The organism is Pseudolabrys sp. FHR47, from assembly GCF_005153485.1.
Lineage (GTDB): Bacteria > Pseudomonadota > Alphaproteobacteria > Rhizobiales > Xanthobacteraceae > Pseudolabrys.
In genome coordinates this window covers 1,849,705-1,870,098 of sequence record NZ_CP039740.1, presented here as the reverse complement: position 1 = coordinate 1,870,098, position 20,394 = coordinate 1,849,705, and the positions used below count along the sequence as shown (strand labels likewise).

General features: G+C 63.8%; 22 protein-coding genes. 12 read left to right on the top strand and 10 right to left on the bottom strand.

What is annotated here, in order from left to right; all coding sequences use genetic code 11:
- Nucleotides 1–2 precede the first annotated feature (2 nt).
- From otsA to E8Q40_RS09195, 3 genes are all read right to left on the bottom strand, one after another.
- Nucleotides 3–1,424, bottom strand: coding sequence for an alpha,alpha-trehalose-phosphate synthase (UDP-forming) (gene otsA / locus E8Q40_RS09205; protein WP_137044096.1), 1,422 nt, complete (start codon nt 1,422–1,424; stop codon nt 3–5).
- Nucleotides 1,425–1,540: 116 nt separating this feature from the next.
- Nucleotides 1,541–2,329, bottom strand: a complete 789-nt coding sequence (gene otsB / locus E8Q40_RS09200; RefSeq protein ID WP_137044095.1) for a trehalose-phosphatase — start codon at nt 2,327–2,329, stop codon at nt 1,541–1,543.
- A 33-nt stretch (nt 2,330–2,362) separates the two neighbouring features.
- Nucleotides 2,363–3,292, bottom strand: a complete 930-nt coding sequence (locus E8Q40_RS09195; protein ID WP_370455251.1) for a hypothetical protein — start codon at nt 3,290–3,292, stop codon at nt 2,363–2,365.
- Nucleotides 3,293–3,653: 361 nt separating this feature from the next.
- Between E8Q40_RS09195 and E8Q40_RS09190 the strand changes: the two genes are divergently transcribed.
- From E8Q40_RS09190 to E8Q40_RS09170, 5 genes are read left to right on the top strand one after another with little or no spacing between them, the layout of a single operon-like run.
- Nucleotides 3,654–4,658 (top strand): ABC transporter substrate-binding protein, encoded by a 1,005-nt coding sequence (locus E8Q40_RS09190; RefSeq protein ID WP_137044094.1) that lies wholly within the window; start codon nt 3,654–3,656, stop codon nt 4,656–4,658.
- A gap of 51 nt (nt 4,659–4,709) precedes the next feature.
- Nucleotides 4,710–5,525: an ABC transporter permease gene (locus tag E8Q40_RS09185; RefSeq protein WP_137044093.1), complete on the top strand. Its 816-nt coding sequence runs from the start codon at nt 4,710–4,712 to the stop codon at nt 5,523–5,525.
- Nucleotides 5,526–5,529: 4 nt separating this feature from the next.
- Nucleotides 5,530–6,327, top strand: coding sequence for an ABC transporter permease (locus E8Q40_RS09180; RefSeq protein WP_137044092.1), 798 nt, complete (start codon nt 5,530–5,532; stop codon nt 6,325–6,327).
- The gene (locus tag E8Q40_RS09175) at nt 6,314–7,387 is read left to right on the top strand and encodes an ABC transporter ATP-binding protein (protein ID WP_137044091.1); all 1,074 of its coding nucleotides are present in this window, start codon (nt 6,314–6,316) and stop codon (nt 7,385–7,387) included. Before E8Q40_RS09180 ends, E8Q40_RS09175 begins: the two co-directional genes overlap by 14 nt.
- Nucleotides 7,384–8,220, top strand: coding sequence for a phosphodiesterase (locus E8Q40_RS09170; RefSeq protein WP_137044090.1), 837 nt, complete (start codon nt 7,384–7,386; stop codon nt 8,218–8,220). Before E8Q40_RS09175 ends, E8Q40_RS09170 begins: the two co-directional genes overlap by 4 nt.
- 75 nt (nt 8,221–8,295) lie before the next feature.
- On the opposite strand, the gene E8Q40_RS09165 is transcribed toward E8Q40_RS09170, so the two are convergent.
- Together E8Q40_RS09165 and E8Q40_RS09160 are read right to left on the bottom strand one after the other, a co-directional pair.
- The gene (locus E8Q40_RS09165) at nt 8,296–10,089 is read right to left on the bottom strand and encodes a methyl-accepting chemotaxis protein (protein ID WP_168197787.1); all 1,794 of its coding nucleotides are present in this window, start codon (nt 10,087–10,089) and stop codon (nt 8,296–8,298) included.
- 98 nt (nt 10,090–10,187) lie between these two features.
- Nucleotides 10,188–10,733 (bottom strand): chemotaxis protein CheW, encoded by a 546-nt coding sequence (locus E8Q40_RS09160; RefSeq protein ID WP_137044088.1) that lies wholly within the window; start codon nt 10,731–10,733, stop codon nt 10,188–10,190.
- Between the two features lie 645 nt (nt 10,734–11,378).
- Between E8Q40_RS09160 and E8Q40_RS09155 the strand changes: the two genes are divergently transcribed.
- The 3 genes from E8Q40_RS09155 (at nt 11,379) to E8Q40_RS09145 (ending at nt 13,843) form a co-directional block, all read left to right on the top strand.
- Nucleotides 11,379–11,957, top strand: coding sequence for a nitroreductase (locus tag E8Q40_RS09155; protein WP_137044087.1), 579 nt, complete (start codon nt 11,379–11,381; stop codon nt 11,955–11,957).
- On the top strand, nt 11,957–12,565 hold the full coding sequence (locus E8Q40_RS09150) for a flavin reductase family protein (RefSeq protein WP_137044086.1): 609 nt from the start codon (nt 11,957–11,959) through the stop codon (nt 12,563–12,565). The genes E8Q40_RS09155 and E8Q40_RS09150 overlap by 1 nt, the downstream gene beginning before the upstream one ends.
- A 330-nt stretch (nt 12,566–12,895) precedes the next feature.
- A complete protein-coding gene (locus E8Q40_RS09145; RefSeq protein ID WP_137046654.1) occupies nt 12,896–13,843 on the top strand; it encodes a patatin-like phospholipase family protein in 948 nt (315 codons plus the stop codon).
- Nucleotides 13,844–13,857: 14 nt separating this feature from the next.
- On the opposite strand, the gene E8Q40_RS09140 is transcribed toward E8Q40_RS09145, so the two are convergent.
- Both E8Q40_RS09140 and E8Q40_RS09135 read right to left on the bottom strand, forming a co-directional pair.
- A complete protein-coding gene (locus tag E8Q40_RS09140; RefSeq protein WP_137044085.1) occupies nt 13,858–14,289 on the bottom strand; it encodes a CBS domain-containing protein in 432 nt (143 codons plus the stop codon).
- A 231-nt stretch (nt 14,290–14,520) separates the two neighbouring features.
- A complete protein-coding gene (locus E8Q40_RS09135; protein ID WP_246663051.1) occupies nt 14,521–15,267 on the bottom strand; it encodes a rhomboid family intramembrane serine protease in 747 nt (248 codons plus the stop codon).
- Nucleotides 15,268–15,279: 12 nt separating this feature from the next.
- On the opposite strand from E8Q40_RS09135, the gene E8Q40_RS09130 reads away from it, so the two are divergent.
- The 3 genes from E8Q40_RS09130 (at nt 15,280) to E8Q40_RS09120 (ending at nt 17,984) form a co-directional block, all read left to right on the top strand.
- A complete protein-coding gene (locus E8Q40_RS09130; RefSeq protein ID WP_137044083.1) occupies nt 15,280–16,143 on the top strand; it encodes a PAS domain-containing protein in 864 nt (287 codons plus the stop codon).
- Nucleotides 16,144–16,213: 70 nt separating this feature from the next.
- Entirely contained in the window at nt 16,214–16,837 is a 624-nt protein-coding gene (locus tag E8Q40_RS09125; RefSeq protein ID WP_137044082.1) for a PilZ domain-containing protein, read from the top strand.
- A gap of 589 nt (nt 16,838–17,426) precedes the next feature.
- Complete coding sequence (locus E8Q40_RS09120; RefSeq protein ID WP_168197785.1) at nt 17,427–17,984, top strand: transglutaminase-like cysteine peptidase; 558 nt, start codon at nt 17,427–17,429, stop codon at nt 17,982–17,984.
- A 150-nt stretch (nt 17,985–18,134) separates the two neighbouring features.
- Here the strand turns inward: E8Q40_RS09120 and E8Q40_RS09115 are convergent, their stop codons facing one another.
- Complete coding sequence (locus E8Q40_RS09115; protein WP_137044080.1) at nt 18,135–18,665, bottom strand: gamma carbonic anhydrase family protein; 531 nt, start codon at nt 18,663–18,665, stop codon at nt 18,135–18,137.
- Between the two features lie 96 nt (nt 18,666–18,761).
- A complete protein-coding gene (locus tag E8Q40_RS09110) occupies nt 18,762–19,067 on the bottom strand; it encodes a hypothetical protein (RefSeq protein ID WP_370455240.1) in 306 nt (101 codons plus the stop codon).
- 145 nt (nt 19,068–19,212) lie between these two features.
- Between E8Q40_RS09110 and E8Q40_RS09105 the strand changes: the two genes are divergently transcribed.
- Nucleotides 19,213–19,929: a hypothetical protein gene (locus tag E8Q40_RS09105; protein WP_137044078.1), complete on the top strand. Its 717-nt coding sequence runs from the start codon at nt 19,213–19,215 to the stop codon at nt 19,927–19,929.
- A gap of 17 nt (nt 19,930–19,946) precedes the next feature.
- On the opposite strand, the gene E8Q40_RS22205 is transcribed toward E8Q40_RS09105, so the two are convergent.
- Nucleotides 19,947–20,366, bottom strand: coding sequence for a DUF3126 family protein (locus E8Q40_RS22205; RefSeq protein ID WP_246663050.1), 420 nt, complete (start codon nt 20,364–20,366; stop codon nt 19,947–19,949).
- Nucleotides 20,367–20,394: the final 28 nt, after the last annotated feature.

Here is a 20,394-nt window from a genome sequence, read left to right as displayed (position 1 = left end):
GCCTATCCCGCGCCGCCAACCCGCCGGACTGCCGGCCGAACTTCAGCCTCAGCCGCCATCGGCCCCTCGAGCAGGCCGAGAAACCGCTCCGCCCAATGCGTCAGGTCGTTCTTGACCAGCACCGCGAAATTCGCCTCGTGCCGCATGCGCCGCTCCTCGAGCGGCATGCCCAGCGCACGGTTGATGGCGATGGCAACGCCTTCCGAATCATAAGGATTGACCAGCAGCGCCGCGCCGCATTCGCGCGCCGCACCGGCAAAGCGCGACAGCACAAGAACGCCCGGATCTTCCGGATTCTGCGCCGCGATGTATTCCTTGGCCACCAGATTCATGCCGTCGCGCAACGGCGTCACCAAGCCGACGCGAGCAAAGCGATAAAGCCCCGCCAGCGCCGTGCGGCTGTGCGCCTTGTTGACGTAACGTAGCGGCGTCCACGAAGCCTCGCCGAAGGTGCCGTTGATGCGACCGACCAATTCACCGACCTGACGGGCGATATCGGCATATTCACGAATGTCGGAACGGCTGCGCGGCGTGATTTGCAGATAGGTCACCAGCCCGCGCCAGTCGGAGAACTCGGTGAGGAACCGCTCGAAGGCATTGAAGCGCTCCGGAATGCCCTTGCTGTAATCCAGACGGTCGACGCCGATGATCAGCGCGCGGTCGGCCATGCTGGTCATCACATGGCGAACGAACTGGCTGTTCACGGCGCGCCGTGCCAGACGCGCAAAGGCTTCCGTTTCGACGCCAACCGGAAAAATGCCGGTTTGCACAATGCGATCCTCATAGTGGAAGGCGTCGTCACCGGCGCGCTTGAGGCCGACTTCGATGGCGAGATAGCGCGAAAAATTGTTGGCGTCGTTCTCGGTCTGGAAGCCGACGAGATCGTAGTGGCACAGCGCCGGGATCAGCCTCTCGTGGTTTGGCAATCCGGTGAGGATTTCCGGCGGCGGACAGGGGATGTGCAGAAAAAAGCCGATGCGGTTCTTGTGGCCGCGCTCGCGCAGCATCTGCGCCAGCGGCATCAGGTGATAATCGTGCACCCAGATGACATCGTCGGGCCGCAGCACCCGTTCGAGATTCTCGACGAAGTACTGGTTGACGCGGAAATAGCCGCCGAGATCGCGGCGCGTGAATTCGGCAAGATCGAGCCGATAGTGCAGGATCGGCCACAGCACCCGGTTGGCGAAACCGTTGTAGAACTCCTCATAGTCGTCCTTGAGCAGGTCGATCGTAATGTACGAGACCTTGTCATGCTCGACGGTCTTGGCCGCGCCGGTCCGGTCCTCGGCCACCTTGCCGCTCCAGCCAAACCAGATGCCGCCGCGCTTTTTCAAAGCAGGCCGGATTGACACTTCAAGTCCGCCCGCCCGGGCGCTGCCGTCGGGAATACCCACACGATTGGAAACGACCACAAGTCGTGACAATGCTCTTACTCTCCCCTGCTCAGCAACGCCCCCGCCCGCTCAGAAAAACAAATGCGAAATGTATGTCGCAGGAGACGCCAAATGATTGAGTGATAACGCTTTCCCCCTGCGAAAGTTCAATGTGTCGCCACAATTTCGCTCAGCGCGCGGCGAACCTCTGATGGGCTCGAAAACACACCACTGAGGCCCTCGAAACTGCGTCCGACCGAAAAACTCAGGCCTCCCAAGGCCGGCATCGCCGCAAACGCCGCCTCATCCGTCACGTCGTCACCGATAAAAACAGGCATACGGCCCGCAAAAGGATTATGGCGCATCAACCGCCGAATGCCGGCCCCCTTGTCGATGCCCGGACGCTTTACCTCGATCATCATCTTGCCGGGCAGCACCTCGGTCTCTTCTCCGGGAAAGGCGGCGCGGCTCTCGGCAACATGGGCATGAAGCCGTGCCTCGTGCTCCGGCGCCCGCCGATAATGCAGCGCCACCGAATAGCCCTTGTCTTCGTACTCGACGCCGGTTGCCGGATCGACGGCGGCGATCAGACGTTCGCGCAATGCCTTCGGCAGGTCGGAAACATGCGCCGCAGCCTCGCCTTCGCGCAGACGCATCTCCGCGCCATGACCGCCGACCGCGGGCAGCGCCAGTGGTGCGAACAGTTTGTCGAGGTCGCCGATTGGGCGCCCGCTCACCAGCGCCACGGCGCCATCGGTCAGGTCGAATAGCCGGTCGAGAGAACGCTTCAGTGTATCGGGAACATCGACATCGAAGGGCGCGGGACCGATATCGATCAAGGTGCCGTCGACATCGAACAGCAACGCCACCTGACGCGGATCGAGGGCGGCAAAGGACCGAAGGGCCGCCACGTTGGCCTCCTCGCCCTCCAGTGTCGCGTGAGATGTCTCGCTCACCGCCGTCCCCTTTTTCAGCTTTGGGCGCAAGGCCTATCGCGCCAGCACCTCGACATCGCCGTCCACGCCGGGAACGACAGTGAATTCACGCTCGAAGACCGTGCCGTCATTGCGCGCGATCGCGCGATACTCGCCTTCGGCCAGCACCACGCGCGGAAACGCGCCGATCGATTCCTTGATGACGTCGCCGCCGGGGGTCAGCACCGACCACGCCGTATTTGCCAACGCTTCGCCGCCTTTTTCGTTCACCAGCTTCAGCGTAATGATCGCGGCGCGGTGATTGACGATAACGTCCGTGAGCTTGCCCGCCTGCACGCGGATATCGGAGCGCACCACTGAATTGGCGTCGCCGTAATTGGACACGATGTAATAGGTGCCTTCCGGCACCACGACCACGGCGCCGCTGGCGACATGCTCGGCGATGGGCCGGCGGTCGCCAGGCTCGAATTGGCTGCCTTTGAACACGTCGAATGAAATCTGCGCTGACGGAATGCGCGCATCGCCCACCCGGCCTTCGATGCGCAGCCCGCCGGCCGGCAATTCGAATTCTTCCTTCACGGTGGCGCCGCGCAAGGTCACCGGCTTGACGGCATTGGCGAGCCCGAAGCCGACATGAATGATGTAATTGCCTGCCGGCAGCACCATGGTCGGCGCCGCCGACTTGTCCTCACGGATCAGGCGATAGTTGCCGCCCTGCTCGGCCTTCGCGGCATAGACTCGCCAGGTCAGGCCGCCGGTGATGGGGCCCGCCTGCGTGCCGAAGCGTGCCGCCAGCGACAGGGCCACCTGCCCGGCCGGCACCATGGGGGCCGTGGTCTGCGGAATCGCGACCGGTGCCTGCGGCGGCGCGCCGAGCACGCCCCCACCAAATCCCTCGCCGCGCGCCGGCGGTGGCGAAAAGGCGCCTAGCGAAGGTGTTGCCGAGAACAACGAACCGGAGCCGCCCGCCTGCGCCATGGTCATCTGCGCCGCGGCGGGGCCGGCCAGCACCGCCCCAATGGCCGCGAGCACGACCAAAACCCCGCAATGATGCGGGGAAAGCCAGGCTTTCACGTGACGATTGGCCGATGGAGGTGCAGCGGTCATATCGGTCCGCTTTTCGGCCGAAATCGCGGCGATTTCAAGCCATTCTGCAACTCGCCGAGGGATGGCGCCACCGGCCGTAAAATAAGCAATGTCCGACCGTGGATAGTCGCGCCTGCCGTGACCGAATGTCATCCAACTGCAACATCGGTATCCCATGACGACCGCGGGCATTTTCCCATCCCTTCGCCCTTCTGTTCGCGGGTTCAACCACCCGCGCAGTCCGTCTTGGAGAATCGCTATGAAAAAACTCATCGGCGCGGTCGCGCTGTCGCTGTTTGCGCTTGTCGCGCACAAGCCGGCCCAGGCCGCCGACGTCATCTGCTACAATTGCCCGCCGCAATGGGCCGACTGGGCTTCCATGCTCAAGGCGATCAAGACCGATCTCGGCTACGATATCCCGTTCGACAACAAGAATTCAGGCCAGACGCTGTCGCAGCTCCTGGCCGAGAAGAACAACCCGGTCGCCGACATCGCCTACTATGGCGTGAATTTCGGCATGAAGGCCAAGGCGCAGGGCGTGGTCGAGCCCTATAAGCCGAAAGGCTGGGGAGAAGTCCCCGCCGGCATCAAGGATGCCGACGGCGAATGGACTGCGATCCATTCCGGCACGCTTGGCCTGTTCGTCAACAAGGATGCGCTCGGCGGCAAGCCGGTGCCGGCCTGCTGGAAGGATCTCGCCAAGCCGGAATACAAGGGCATGGTCGGCTACCTCGACCCGACCTCAGCGGCAGTCGGCTATGTCGGCGTCGTCGCCGTCAATTCGAGCCTCGGCGGCTCGGACAAGGACTTCACGCCGGCCATCAACTTCTTCAAGGCGCTCGCCAAGAACGATGCCATCGTGCCGAAGCAGACATCTTACGCGCGCGTGGTGTCGGGCGAAATCCCGATCCTGTTCGACTATGATTTCAACGCCTATCGCGCCAAGTACACCGAGAAGGGCAACTTCGAGTTCGTCATCCCTTGCGAAGGCACCGTCGTGTTTCCCTATGTCGTCAGCCTCGTGAAGAACGCGCCGAACAAGGAGAAGGCCAAGAAGGTGTTCGACTATCTCCTGTCGGATAAAGGCCAGGCGATCTGGACCCGCGCCTATCTGCGTCCAGCGCGGCAGATCGAACTGCCGGCTGAGGTGAAGGCCAAGTTCCTGCCCGATGCCGACTACGCCCGCGCCAAGAGCGTCGACTGGGCGCAGATGGAAGCGGTGCAGAAGGGCTTCACCGACCGCTATCTCGCGGAAGTCAAGTAACGCTGCCCGGTGCTCCGGTCCGCCAATGGGCCGGGGCACCACTCTCTCATCATGCGGCTCGATACATTCATCCGCTTGTGCATTCTGCCACTGGCGGTCGTCACCATCGCGTTCTTCTTATTGCCGATGCTGCGCCTGATGATTGTCGGCGCCAGCGGCGATATGGGCCTGCGCGCCTATGCCGCGATCCTGACCGAGCCGCGCTATCGCGCCACGCTGATCAACACGGTGGCACTGTCCGTCGCGACAACCTTCGCCTCACTCATCATCGCCACGATCGCCGGGCTGTTCCTGCAGCGCCATCGATTCCCCGGGCGCTCGCTGCTGATCGCGATGCTGACCTTTCCCCTCGCCTTTCCCGGAGTCGTCGTCGGCTTCATGATCATTCTGCTGGCCGGCCGCCAGGGCCTGATCGGACAGATGACACTGCCGTTGATCGGCGAGAAGCTGGTGTTCGCCTATTCGATCTACGGCCTGTTCCTCGGCTATCTCTATTTCTCGATCCCGCGCGTGATCCTCACGGTGATGGCGGCGATCGACAAACTCGATCCGTCGCTGGAAGAAGCCGCACGCACGCTCGGCGCGTCGCCCTTCGCTGTGCACCGCGATGTCATCCTGCCGGCGCTCAAGCCCGCTTTCTTCGCTTCGGGCGCGATAGCCTTCGCCACCGCCATGGGCGCCTTCGGCACCGCGTTCACACTCGCGACGAATATCGACGTGCTGCCGATGCTGATCTACACCGAGTTCACCTTGTCCGCGAACATCGCCATGTCGGCGGCGCTGTCCGTCGGCCTTGGCCTTGTGGCCTGGGCGGCGCTGGCGCTGGCGCGGCAAGCGGCCGGCGGCTCCGTCGCGGCGGCGGGTTAAACTTATGCCGAACCGCCTCGCCTTCTCCGCGCAACTCGCTTTCACGCTCCTCGTGGCGGCGTTTCTCATCGTGCCAGCTTTGCTGTCGATGCTGGCCGGCGTCACCGTGAACTATTTTCAGGGCATCCGATCGGGCCTGACGCTGCAATGGGTGGTGCAGGTCTGGACGCTCTATGCCGAGACCATCGCGCGTTCGCTGGTCGTCGCGCTTGCGACACTCGTGGTGACGCTGATTGTCGGCGTTCCAGCAGCCTATGCCCTGCATGTCCGCGGCGGGCGGCTGGCGCGCATCGTCGAGGAGATCATCACCCTGCCGCTCGCCATTCCCGGCCTCGCCATCGCGCTGGCCTTGCTGCTTACCTATGGCGGCTTTTCCGATTTCCGGCGCTCCTGGGGCTTCATCCTCGTCGGCCATGTGGTCTTCACCATGCCCTTCATGGTGCGCTCGGTGATGGCGGTGTTCTCGGCCATCGACGTCAAGACGCTCGATGAAGGCGCGGCCTCGCTCGGCGCTTCGCCGTGGCGGCGCTTCCGCGACGTCATCGTACCCAATGCGAGGCCCGGCATCCTCGCCGGCGCATTGATGGTGGTGACGTTGTCTCTCGGCGAATTCAACCTCACCTGGATGCTGCATACGCCGCTGACCAAGACGCTGCCGGTGGGCCTTGCCGATTCATACGCCTCGATGCGCCTTGAAGTGGCGTCAGCCTATACCCTCGTATTCTTCGTCATGATCATTCCCCTGCTGGTCGCCATCCAGCTCATGGCCGACCGCACCGGAGCCCGCAATGACCGCCCCTGAAAACGAACCGCACGGCGTCACCGTGCGCGTGGAAAACTGCGGCAAGACTTTTGCCAACGGCGCCCGCGCGCTGCTGCCGGTCACGCTCGAGATCAGCCGCGGCGAGACGGTCGTTTTTCTCGGGCCCTCCGGCTGCGGCAAGACGACCATGCTGCGCATGATCGCAGGCCTCGAACAGCCCGACGCCGGCGGCCGCATCCTGTTCGACGGCGCCGACGTCACCCCGGTGCCGATCGAGAAGCGTCAGGTCGGCATGGTGTTCCAGTCCTACGCGCTGTTCCCCAACATGGATGTTGCGGAGAACATCGGCTACGCCCTGAAACTCCGCGGTGTCAGCGCCGCGGAGCGCGCTCGGCGGGTCGCCGAACTCGTGGCACTGACCGGCATCGAAGGTCTCGAACATCGCCGCGTCGACCAGCTCTCCGGCGGCCAGCGCCAGCGCGTCGCGCTTGCCCGGGCCGTGGCGGCTCGACCCAAGGTTCTGTTGCTCGACGAACCGCTCACGGCGCTCGATGCAGCGCTGCGCATCCGCCTGCGCGACGAACTCGATCAGTTGCTGCGCCGGCTCGGAATCACCACGATCTACGTGACGCACGACCAGGCCGAGGCCATGGAGCTTGGCGACCGCATCGTGGTCATGCGCAAGGGCGACATCGCCCAGATCGGCTCGCCGCGCGACATCTACTTCGCGCCGGAGAGCCGCTTCGTCGCCGAATTCGTCGGCGCCGCGAACATCATCGAAGCAGAATGCCGCGACGGCGCGCTGCACCTGCCGGGCGGAAAGCTCGCGGTCGACAAGGCGGCCGGAAACGGCAAGGTCATCGCCATGATCCGTCCCGAGTCCTTTGCGATCGCCGATCCAGCCACCGCCACGCTCTCGGGCGAAGTCGATACTGTGAGCTTCGTCGGCGACCGCCTGCGCCTGACCGTGCGCGGCGCCGCGGACAAGCCGTTGGCGGTCGACGCGCCCAATACGCTGGCCTTGCGGCCGGGCGATCGCGTCGGCCTCGCTATTGATCCTGCCGCCATCCGCCTGCTGCCGCCGAACGAGGCTCCATGACCGCTCCCATCCTGATCGCGCAGATTTCCGATTTGCACATCAAGCAGCCCGGCGCGCTCGCTTATGGCATCGTTGATACCGCTGCCGCGCTGAGCCGCTGCGTTGACGCGCTCAACCGGCTTGCGCCGCGCCCGGCACTCGTCGTCATCTCCGGCGACCTGTGCGACACACCGACGGCCGAGGAATACGAGCATCTGCTGCGTCTGCTGGCGCCGCTCGAGCTTCCTTATCTGGCCGTGCCCGGCAATCACGACGGCCGCGAGCTGATGCGCGCCGCCATCCCCGCACTGCCCTACGCCCGGCCGCAGGGTGCGCTCAACATGAGGCAGGCGGTCGGCGCGCTCGACATCATCGCTCTCGATTCAAGCGTGCCGGGCCGCTCTCATGGCGAGCTCGATGCCGACACACTCGCGTTCCTCGACGAAAGCCTCGCCGCATCGCCGGATCGTCCGGCCCTGGTGTTTCTGCACCATCCGCCTTTCGTCACCGGGATCGGACATATGGATGTGCAGAACCTGCGCAACGCCGACGCGCTGAGTTTCATCCTGTCGCGGCATCCGCGCGCGCGGCTCGTCGCCGCGGGACACGTCCACCGCGCGACCCTCACGACCTTCGGCGGTATTGCAGCGACGATCTGCCCGGCGCCCAATCACGCCGTTGCGCTCGATCTCGATGCGCGGCTGCCGCCGTCCTTCAAGGTCGAGCCGCCGGCCTTTCACCTGCACGCCTGGTTTGCCGGCGGTCCTTTCGGCCACCTCGTCACCCACACAGTGCCGATCGGCGATGTCGAAGGCCCGCATCCGTTCTTCGATGCCAACGGCCGCTTGCTGTAGCAGCGCGTCCGACACTGTTATCGCGCAATCTCCCGGGGCTGGAGCGCCCCCGGGAGATCACGGCGACCGCTTCGGTCAGAACTCTTTCCAGTCCTGCCCGACCGCCGTTGCCAGCGATGTCTGCATCTCGCGGGCCGGACCGGCAGCCGGCTTGGCGGCTTGTTTCGCCGCAGGCCTAGCCGGCGCCAGCCGAGCCGCCGATTTGGCCGGCGCTGCGCTCATGGTCGTCGCCGGCGTGTAGCTGCCGTTGTCGCCGACCGCGATCTGGAACACGGAGACCTGATCGTCCATCGCCTTGGCCTGATGCTCCAGCGTCTTGGCGGTGGCGGCATTCTCCTCGACCAGCGCCGAGTTCTGCTGCGTCACTTCATCCATCTGGGTCAGCGCCTTGTTGATCTGGTCGATGCCGGTGGCCTGCTCGGCCGAGGCATTGGCGATTTCGGACACGACCACGGCCACCTTCTTGATCGACTCGACGATCTCGGTGAGCGACTGGCCAGCTTTGTTGACCAGTTCAACACCGTCCTTCACCTGGCCGTTCGAATTGGTGATCAGGTCCTTGATGTCCTTCGCCGCCTGCGACGAGCGCTGGGCGAGGCTGCGCACTTCGGAGGCCACCACGGCGAAGCCGCGGCCGGCTTCACCCGCACGGGCCGCTTCGACCGCGGCGTTAAGCGCGAGCAGGTTCGTCTGGCGTGCGATCTCGTCGATGACACCGATGATGTCCGAAATCTTGCGCGAGGAATCCTCGATCTTGGCCATCGCATCAACCGCCTTGGCGACGACCTGACCGCCGCGATCGGCGACTTCACGCGTCGTCGCCGCATCCTGATTGGCCAGTTGGGCGTTCTCGGCATTCCGGCGTACGGTCGCAGCAAGCTCCTCCATCGCCGCCGAAGTCTCTTCCAGGCTCGCGGCCTGCTCCTCGGTGCGCTGCGACAGGTCGGTGGTCGAGGTCGCGATTTCGGCCGAGGCGTTGGTCACCTCGCGGCCGGACGCTTTGATCTCGGCGATGGTGTGGCTCATTTTCTGAGCCATACTTTGCACCGCATCGGCGATCTGGCCGACCTCGTCCTTGCGGCCCACACCGGGCACCACGACCGTGAAGTTGCCGGCGGACACCGTGGCTAGCGGCTCGACCAGTGCGCGCAGCGGACGAGCGATCGTCACGACGCCGATAACAGCAGTCATAAGTGCGATCACGAGAGTGAGGAGACCCATCGCGGTCGAAACGACGGTGATGAACTCCTCGGTCTGAATGGCATCCTTCTGCGCGGCTATTGCGTCGGCGTGAGCCGATTCAACGGCACCCTCGAGCAGCTTCGTCGCCTCGGCCGCGGCCGGGATCGCGTTCTGCTCGACGAGCTTGTTCACGGCTGCGGTATGTTCCGCAATCTTCGCCTTGTCGGCATCCGAGAGTGGCTGCCCGCTCGCCTTGGCTCGTATTTCAACATCTGCTCGCCGCTGTTTGATAATCTCGGCCGAGGCCTTGGCATAAGCCGAACCATCCGCCTTGACGCGTTCGATGACCTGCTTCCGTTCGGCGTTTTTCGAGATGCTCATGAAGCGATCCGTCGCATTCTTGAACGTGGCATAGGCGCGCTCGAACTCGGCGACATTGGCTTCCAAAACCTTCGCATCATCCGTGAAGCGGACATAGGTCGCGCCGAGACGCATACCCCGCAGCGCCGCACTGGCTTTCTCCGCCTCCAATGCGAGATCGCTGCGGCGGCTGGCGGTCTCGATATCGTCCTTGAGGTGCTGTCCCAGCACAATTTGGGTGACAATCAATGCACCGATAAGCAGCGCGGTAATCGCCGACATGATGGCGAGTTTCGTTCCGATACGGATATTCGACAGCTTGAACATGCGTTCTCCTTCGGGATTGATACATCCCATTTCCATATGCGCCGCCAACATCATCGTTCGCTGCGCAACCAACTCTCACAACTTTGAATCAGCGCTTGCTATGCGGCCACCCTTGCCGCTCCTGCGAGCTCGTCGACCGACAGCAGATGAGGCAGATCGATCAGCGCGATCATGACGTCGTCGTGCGTGACAAGGCCGGCCAGGAAGTCGTTCTGCGGACCGTTGCCGGTGCGAGGCACCTTCTGAATTTCGGACGCTTCGACCGAGACGATGTCGAGGACGCGATCGCCGATCAGGCCGACCTGACGGCCGTCTATCTGCACGATGATGACGATGTGCAGCGGCGTGGTTTCGGTCAGCCCCTGGCCGAAGCGACAGCGCAGATCGACAATCGGAACGATGGCGCCGCGCAAGTTGAGCACGCCGCGAACATATTCAGGCTGCTTCGGCAGATGGGTGATGTCAGCCCAGCCCTTGATCTCACGCACCGCCATGATGTCGACGCCGTACTGGTCGTCGCCGATGGCGAAGCTGATGAACTGGATTTGCGCCGCACCGCCCGCGGCGTCCGGCGTGTCGACACCGGCCCAATCCTTGGGGCGGGCGGCGATGGCGGTTTCCGATGAAAGCTCGACTTGGCTCATAGCCCTGCATCTCTGTCTGTGACCATCGCAGTCCGGACTTTCGGGCTACGGCGACGCCTCATGTCGAGGAGAGTCCCGTTGCACAAAGTTTTCGTATTGCGAAAACCGCGCATGCGGTCTTGATGCAGAGATATCAGTCAGCCGTATTTAATTTGTTTATTAGACACATCGTCGGAGATAAATTTTGATTCAATACGTGAGACACACCGACGCATGCCGGACTTATTTATTTCGGCAGCGAGTTACCATCGGTCCGCACAACACAGCGCCGTATACGGTATCCGAGGAAATATGGAACAAGCACCGTGATACGCCGCAACAATGCGACACGCGCGAGTAGCATCCGAGACTCGCAATAACGCGCCATTTGCTTCCGGTAATTTCGTCGGTGACATCATCACCGCCTTGTCCACGCCGGCGTTTGAAAAGTGAAAGGCCGTTATCGATACGGGCGACCTCGAGTGATTCGCGAGGCTCCAGACCAACCAATGTCGCAGCAGGAAGTGGCCACCCTTCGCGGACCTCTGCTATGCCGCGATGGTATCCTGTTGCGCGGACGCCGAAGGGCTACTATTTGACGTACAGTCCCCTCCGCCGCCCGTTCGTGCGCGGCCCTCGCGTTCCCATGCGCTCCGAAAGCCATCAATGCCCGACGCCTTAGAACTTCTCAAAACCCGCCGCTCCGTGAAGCCGATCGAAATGACCGGCCCCGGCCCCACCGCCGCCGAAATCGAGACGCTGCTGACGGTCGCTGCGCGCGTGCCGGACCACGGCAAGCTGGCGCCATGGCGCTTCATTATCTTCAGCGGCGACGCGCGCGAAGCCGCTGGCGAGAAGATCGCCGAGGTCTTTCGCGCCAGCCGACCTGACGCGACGCCCGAGCAGATCGAATTTGAACGCCGGCGCTTTGCCCGCGCCCCACTCGTCATCGCCGTCGTCAGCCGCGCCGCGCCGCATGTGAAGATCCCGGAATGGGAGCAGCAGCTCTCCGCCGGCGCCGCCTGCATGAACCTGCTGACGGCCGCGCACGCCATGGGCTATGTCGCAAGCTGGCTGACCGAATGGTTCGCCTTCGACCGCGCCGCGATGACCGCGCTCGGCCTCGCCGAGCAGGAGCGCATCGCGGGTTTTGTCTATATCGGCAAGGCGGTAAAGCCGCCGGAGGACCGCGAGCGGCCCAGGCTCGACACCATCGTCACCTATTACAACGGGATACGCGGCTGATGTTCTACGAACCGGAAAAGCGCGACCGCGCCGTCCTGCCGCACGACCCCTTCAAGGCCATCGTGGCGCCGCGTCCCGTCGGCTGGATCACCTCAATGAGCGCCAGGGGCGAGATCAACCTCGCGCCCTACTCTTTCTTCAACGCGGTCGGCAGCCGGCCCAACATGCTGATGTTCTCGAGCGAAGGTCATAAGGACTCCATCGCCTTCATCGAGGAGACCGGCGAGTTCGTCTGCAATCTGGCGACGTGGGATCTGCGTGAGCAAATGAACGAAACCTCCGCGCCGATGGCGCGCGGCCAGAACGAGATGGTGCGCGCCGGTCTTGCACCGGCGCCATCGGTCATCGTCAAGCCGCCGCGCGTGGCGGCGAGCCCCTGTGCGCTGGAGTGCAAAATGACCCAGATCGTTGCGCTGCATGACATCGCCGGCGCGCCGGTCGATTGCCATGTCGTGTTCGGCCAGGTCGTCGGCGTCCATATCGACGACCGCTTCGTGAAGAACGGCATTCTCGACACGGCAGCCATGCGCCCGATCGCGCGGTGCGGTTATGCCGGCGACTACGCCGTTGTCGACAGCCTGTTTTCCATGCTGCGGCCGGAGCGCTGACCCGCATTTTGCGGACAGGCCTTGAACTTATGTGACGTCGCGGCATTGTTCCGGGCCGGTTCTTAACCCTAAGGTAATCCGACCGGCGCAGGCTCAAATTGTCACGGTTTTGTCATTCAATTCCGGTCGCAAGCTCGCGCCCTGCCATCGTTCTGCCGCCGGCATTCACCACATGCGGGTGAACGGCTTGTGCCGCGGTCCGACCCGGCCCGATGATACGGCCGGGATCTGAGGAGTTCAGGCTTGGTGTTTGAAGGATTCTTCGCGCGGACTCATAGCGGCGACGACCGTGCAGCCGACGCGAACGAGACGCCGGCAAAGCCGGACAGGATCAAGCCGACCATCGGCCTTGCGCTCGGCGGCGGCGCCGCTCGCGGCTTTGCTCACATTGGTGTCATCCGCACGCTCGCGGCACACGGCATCGTGCCGGATGTCATTGTCGGCACGTCCATCGGCGCGGTGGTCGGCGGCTGCTACGCGGCCGGCCAGCTCGATGGTTTGGAAGCCTGGGCGCGCAGCCTCACCGTCCGCAGCATCATGAGCTACCTCGACATCAGCCTGTCGGGTTCGGGGCTGATCGGCGGCAATCGCCTGGCGGGGCAGTTGACTGAGGAATTGAAGGACACGCGTATCGAAAACCTGCCGATGCGCTTTGCGGCGATCGCCACCGAATTCAATACCGGTCATGAGATCTGGCTGACACGTGGCCGGCTGTCCGATGCCTTGCGGGCGTCCTATGCCCTGCCGGGCATTTTCCCGCCGGTGAAGATCGGAGGCCGCTGGCTCGTCGATGGCGCACTGGTCAACCCGGTGCCGGTGTCGGCCGCGCGCGCGCTCGGTGCCCGCGTCGTCATCGCCGTCAATCTCAATGCCGACCTGTTCGGACGCGGCACCATCATCGCCGATCACGGCTCGGACGATAGCGACGATCCGCCGCCCGCCCTCGAGGCACATACCGGGCTCCGCGCGCTGTTCGGGCGCGAAGCGTCGCTGCGCCGCAAGCTGTTCGGCCATCACGGACGTCCGGGTATTCCGACGGTGATGGTGGAGGCTTTCAACGTGATGCAGGACCGCATTACCCGCGCGCGGCTGGCCGGCGACCCACCCGACGTCCTCATCAGTCCGCGTCTCGGCCCCATCGGCTGGTTCGATTTCCACCGCAACAAGGATGCGATCGCGGTGGGCGTCGACGCCGCCGAGAAGGCGATGGACACCGTGACCGAGGCCATCGAAAGTCTGTCGCAGCCTTATGAGGCTGGCGCCAGCGGCGGCAAGTAAGAGCGCCTCGACGATCAGGCCGTCTGGATGTAATCGCGCATCGCGGCGGCGTCGCTCTCGATTTCCTGCACGCGCGACTTCACGACGTCGCCGATCGAGATCACACCAATCAACCGCTCGCCCTTCACCACCGGCATGTGACGAAACTTGCCCGCCGTCATCCGTTCCATGAGCTCGGAGATGGAGTCATTCTCGCCGCAAGTGATCACGTTGCGCGTCATCACCTGCCCGACCGGCACGTTAAGCGCCGCAGCGCCGTGCTCGGCGACGGCGCGCACGATATCGCGCTCGGAGAGAATCCCGGACAGGCGCCCGCCAGCGCCGCAGATGACGACCGCACCGATGCGGTGCTTGCTGAGCAGATGTGCCGCGGCCGCAAGATCGGCCGTGGGTTCGATGCTGATAACGTCGCCGCCCTTAGCGGCCAGAATCGTCTTCACGTTCATGGCAGCCTCCTGACTTCCCGAAGGCCTCGCCGAGTTGGTGGTCAGTCGACCTGCTTGACCACGCTCGCCGTCATTTCCGAGTCCCGGGTCCGAGCTAACGATCAGGCCGCCGACGCTGTTCCGTCAAGCGCCGCCGCGACGAAAGTTGCGCTGCGCTGCGATAAGTCGCGCTCGGCAAACGACTTTATCGTCAGCAGAGCACCTATGCGGCTTAATGCATTCGGAATGTCATCACGCAGCAATGTCATCGCGCGGCTCGATTTCCCGCGCCGCCGGATCGAACCACGAAAACAGCAGAAGTCCCGCGAGAAATCCGCCGATATGCGCCTGCCAGGCCACGACCTCGTCGCTGCCGGTGAGCGGCGAGGACCACAGCCCGAACAGGATATTGATACCGAACCACACGCCGACGAACAGCAGGACGCGCGCATCGTTGAACACGCCGGTGAGCGGCAGCGCCGGCACGCGAAAGCCATCATCGTTCGTATTGCGCCATAAACCGAGCGGGCCGCCACGCTGAAAGGCAAAACGCATGGTCGCCGCCATCGCACCGGATATCGACGCCGAAGCGCCGACCATCGGTGCGATCGAGCCGGCGTTGGTGATGAGATGCATCGCCGCGCCGGCCGCCGCGGTCACGGCGAAGAAGGCAAGAAAGCGCAGCGTGCCGAAGCGGCGCGCCAACGGGGTGCCGAATGCCATCAACCACACCGCATTGACCGCGAGATGCATCCAGCTGCCGTGCAGAAAGGCGTATGTGACAAAGCTCCACACGTCGGCGCCGGCACCGCCAGGGAAAACGCCGCCCGGCACCACGCTCGCGTCGTAGCGCGCCGGGATGAAGGCAAAGTCGAGCAGAACCAGGATGTCCTGCTGTTCCGTGAGGAACCATTCGCGCACGCCGTGAATAAGCGCGAGGGCGCCCAACAGGATGACGATAATGGTGGGAAGATTGAACAGCGGTTCGCGTTGTTGCACGAGCAATTTCCAATGCCGCTGCTGGAGTTAAGGCTTTCGGCAGGAGGCCGCAAGCGCGCCCGCGCCGATTTTAACGCTAACGCACCGCACTTTAGCCACATCGCACACCATGGCACGCGGCCTGCTCAATCCCCTGTGAGCGCGGCGAACGGCGCCCGAACTGTCCCGAACGGACACAACGGAGAAGGCTGGACGTCTCGCCACGGCACAGGGTGGCGCGTCATGAAGCACTTATCATCGCAGGCGGTTTACGCTTACTGGAACGAGAAACGCGGCGCGCGGCCGGCCCCGGAGCGCGCCGATATCGACCCCGCCGACATCCGCCGGGCGCTCGGCGACACGGTGATGCTGGCCGCCGATTTTGTCGATCGCTGGCGTTTTCGCCTCGCCGGCACGCGCGTCTGCGCCCTGTTCAACCGCGAGATCAAGGGCGAGGCCCTCACCGCGCTGTGGCGCGAGGAAGACCAGAGCACGATCGAGGCCCTCGCCGTCACCCTAACCCTGGAGCAGACCGGCGCGGTCATGGGCCTCACCGGCGTCGCCGCCGACGGCGCGACGGTCGACCTGGAATTGCTCCTACTTCCACTTGCCCATGCCGGCCATGCCCGGATACGCGCGCTCGGCGTGCTGGCGCCGCTGTCGGCGCCGTATTGGCTAGGCAGCAAGCCTGTCGCCGAATTGCACCTGACCGCGCTGCGCCACATCGGCCCCGAGATCGAAGCCTTCGCCAGCCCGGCACTGGCGCCGGCACAGAGCGCTATCCGCTCGCCGCTTCAAAAGCCCGCGTTGGCCTTGCACGACGGCGGGCGGATGCGACGCGGTTTGGTCGTTTATAGCGGCGGCCGGGACGATTTGCCGAACTCGGATACCAACTAACCAACCATTAACAATACGAACCTAGGGTCGTGTGTAGCGGGAACATTCGCTCCCTGGGCTACGTCCGACCATGGCATTGCCGCTCTCCCAACCGAGAATTCTGCCGCTCGCCGACGAGCGCAGGCGGCACCAGCGCGTCAAGGTGAACCTGCTCGGCCGCTATATGCTGTCCGACCGCAACGAATATCCCTGTCAGGTCGTCAATATGTCGCCGGGCGGCATGGCGCTGGTGGCGCCGGTGCTCGGCCGGCCTGGCGAACGCGTCATCGCCTATGTCGATCACCTCGGCCGCCTTGAGGGCCAGATCGCCCGGCTGCTCGACAATGGCTTTGCCATGACCATCTCGGCGACCGCGCGCAAGCGTGACAAGCTCGCCGCCCAGCTTACCTGGCTCGCCAACCGGCAAATGCTCAATCTGCCGGAAGACCGCCGCCACGGCCGCTTCACGCCGAAGAACCCGCGCGCCCGCCTGATCCTGCCCAACGGCCAGAACATCGCCTGCCGGGTCATCGACCTTTCGGCCTCGGGCGCCGCTGTTGCGGTGCCAAGCGAACTGTTGCCGCCGGTCGGCGCCGCCATCACGCTGGGCAAGACGCCGGGCCGCGTCGTCCGCCACATCGAAGGCGGCTTCGCCGTCGAGTTCAGCCGTCTCCAGCATCCCGATTTCATCGAAGATAACGTCACCGGCGACTGAGTCGGCTTCGACAACTGCAATTCCTCAAACGCCGTGGCCCTCGCCGCGGCGTTTTGCTTTTGGACGCCATCACAGCCGCGGCCGAAAGCGACCGTCGCGGCGGCCCACGGACGGCGTCATTGCGGCATGGTGAGCCGTCCCTATCGGCGACCCCTAAAATTGCGCCTACTTTGAACCGCGTGCACCGTCGGATTTTCGCTCCCGGAGCGCGCGCCGGCTCGCCCCTCTGCCACCGCGCACGGTAAACCGCGCCGCCTCGCGACAGCGATTTCGCCCGATTTTGCGGGGCGCACACGGCTAATGGTTCGAGTTTTAGGTAAATCGTAGTCGACTGCTTTTTACACAAATTAGACTTCAGTTTTCAAAGTATTCGCATCTTATTTGACGCTAATTCCATTTAATACTGATCTTATTACTTCAGCGCGGCGAAAAACATCTTTGCGATTGTTGTCCCGGGACGAATGGGAAGGGACAACATCATGATTACTTCAGGCAAAAGCTGTATTCGGATCGCCAATACTTTGGCGATCGCAGCGGCCGCCGTCACCATCACGCTGGCGGGGCCAGCGCCGGTGATCGCTACGCATCATTGGGCAATGGCGGCAACGCCAACCGCCCGGTCTTCGCGAGCGTCGGCGAAGCGACGCGCGCGCCGATCGGCTGGGTCGACTTCTGTCAGGAATACAGAGGCGAGTGCAACACCAGGGCCTCCGCGCCGCGCGACATCGTGCTGACCGCGAAAGCCTGGGACGACCTCATCAAGGTCAATAACTGGGTCAACGATTCGATCAAACCAGTGACCGATATCGAACACTGGGGCGTCGTCGAACGCTGGAATTTCGGCGAGGACGGCTACGGCGATTGCGAGGACTACGTACTCGTAAAGCGCCGCATGCTGATGCAGGCCGGCTGGCCGCGCGAAGCGCTGCTCATCACCGTGGTCCGCGACAAGAAGGGCGACGGCCACGCCGTGCTTACGGTCAAGACCGATCGCGGCGAGTTCGTGCTCGATAATCAGGAAGCGCAGATCCTGCCGTGGACGCAGACTGGATACAAGTTCGTCAAACGCCAGTCGCAAGCCGACCAGAATACTTGGGTTTCGCTGGGCGAACCCCGCAACGCGCCGGCCACCGTCTCGGCCCGCTAGAGGAGACTTTGGGGAGAGTCTATCTGAACAAACAACTTCGGTGAGGATACGCGTTTCCGGTCACGTCCCCACCCCTCCCCGTCCCCAGACCGGGAACGCGCGCGGCCAGCCTCCCCCAAGGCTGGCCGCAACTTTTTTATAAACAGCGGATCACCCGATCCGCTTCAGCCCCTTCGCATACTGCTTCGAACGCTGAACGTAGTGATCGGCGCCGCCGCGGATCATCGCCAGCATCTTGTCGTCGAGCGTGCGGATCGCTCGCGCCGGCGAGCCGACGATCATGGAATTATCGGGAAAGCTCTTGCCTTCGGTGACCAGCGCGCCGGCGCCGACCAGCGAGTTGGCGCCGATCTTCGCGCCATTGAGCACCACGGCGTTCATGCCGATCAGCGAATTGTCGCCGATGGTGCAGCCATGCAGCATCACCTGATGGCCGATAACGCAATCCTTGCCGATGGTCATCGGGAAGCCCATGTCGGTGTGCAGCGTGCAATTGTCCTGGATCTGCGAGCCTTCGCCGAGCTCGATCCACTCGTTGTCGCCGCGCACCACCGCGCCGAACCAGACGCTCGAATTGCGCTTGAGCCGCACGCGGCCGATCAGCACGGCGGTCTCGGCCACCCAGTATTCGCCCTCGGCCGGGAATTCCGGGCCCTGTCCGTCAAGTTCGTAGATCGGCATGTCGCGCTCCCTGTCAGGAGCGCGAGTTAGCCCATAAGAACGGCAAAATGGAAGGGCTCGGATAGAGCGTTCGCGGGCGTAAAACGCCGGACCAAACTAGACGACGCCGCAAGCGCGCAGGCTCATCACCAGTACCTGGCCCGACATCAGGCTCCAGAATCCGGCGATGATGGTGGCGAAGAATACGAACTGAAACTGACGGCCTTCCTGGCGCGCGCCCATCAAGGTGTTGCGCATGATCAGGAACGGCGCGGCGATGACGAGCAGCGGCACGGCGGCGAGCGCCTGTGCGCTCGGACCCTTGGCCAGCATGGTGAAGCTCGGCAGCCGGCTGGTCGCAAGCTGAAACGCCGAACATGCCATCCCCGCCACGGCAAAGCCGAAGGCGAGTGCCAGAAGCATTTGTACGGATTCCGGGGTCATCACCGCCTCAACGCTACGCAACGCCCTGCAAATACCGCGCGACGGCCGGCCCCGGCCAGTCAATCCTTAACGGATGGTTAACCTCTTTACCGATCGTTAACCAGACCGTGGCACTTCAAGGACCATGGCCAGCATCGCGCATCACCCCGCCCAGCGGCGTCGCCCCGCCAAACGGCGTCACCATGCCGGTCCGCTGGTCGCGCCGGTCGCGGTGTTCGCCGCCGTCTGCGTCATTGCCGCCGCCTATGTGGGCTATGTGCTGTGGCCGCGCTGGCCCGATGCGCCGGTCGCGACCGATGCGCCGTCCATACCGATCACCGTCGGCGGCACGGTCTTCAACATCGAGCCGGCGGCGGTGCGCATTCCGAGCCAACGCCACGCCGGCTCGCAGAGCCGTATCGACATCGCCTATCTGTGGCCATCGCTGATGCCGCCCGACCCGTCGCTGAAAGTCATCGACGGCAAGCCGGTGGATCCCAATGAGCGGTTGTTCGCGCTCATCCAGATCGACGACGGCGCGCTCCCGCTCGCCGAGCGCGTCAAGAACATCTATCCGCGCTATCTGTCGAAGACGCTCGCCTCCGGACCGGATGGCCTGGTGGTGCATCCCTTTCGCGCCGAAACGCCCTACGAAGGCGAAGACCTCGTCTACGATCAGACGCAACGCTTCCTGACGCGCTGCTCGCGCCAGGGCGTCGCCAATGCCGGCACCTGCCTTTTGGAAAGGCGTGCCGGCGCCGCCGACGTCACCTTCCGATTCCCGCGCGAATGGCTGTCCGACTGGCAGAATGTCGCCGCCGGCATCGACAGACTGATGGCGCGCTGGCGGCCGAACACTTAGCGGATGACGGCGGGACCTTACTCGCCCGTATCCTCGAGATCGAAATCGAGGATCGGCAATTCGAGAATGTAGGACTTGCGGCCGCGCTCGGCCTCGAGGAACAGCACGCCGAGGAAGTCGTCGCCGATATAGACCTCGAGCGAGTCCATCTTCTTCGGCCGCGTCACGACGCGAATTTTGTCGTTGTCGAACTTCTTGCGCAGATAGGCATTCAGCGTCGGCACCGGCTGCATCGCCGGGTCGTTCGACACCTGGATCACCATACGGAAGTTATACGACTTCTCGCCCTCGTCCTCATCGGACGTGAGTTCGCCGAGATCGTCCTCGCCGGCGAAGACTTCGGCCATGTCGCCGGCCTTCGGCACCACGCGAATGGTTTGATTGCCGAATATCTTCTTCAGATAGGCGTCGAGTTTTGAGACTTCCTGGACGTCCACCGGGCCGCTCCCTGAACAAATCGAACTG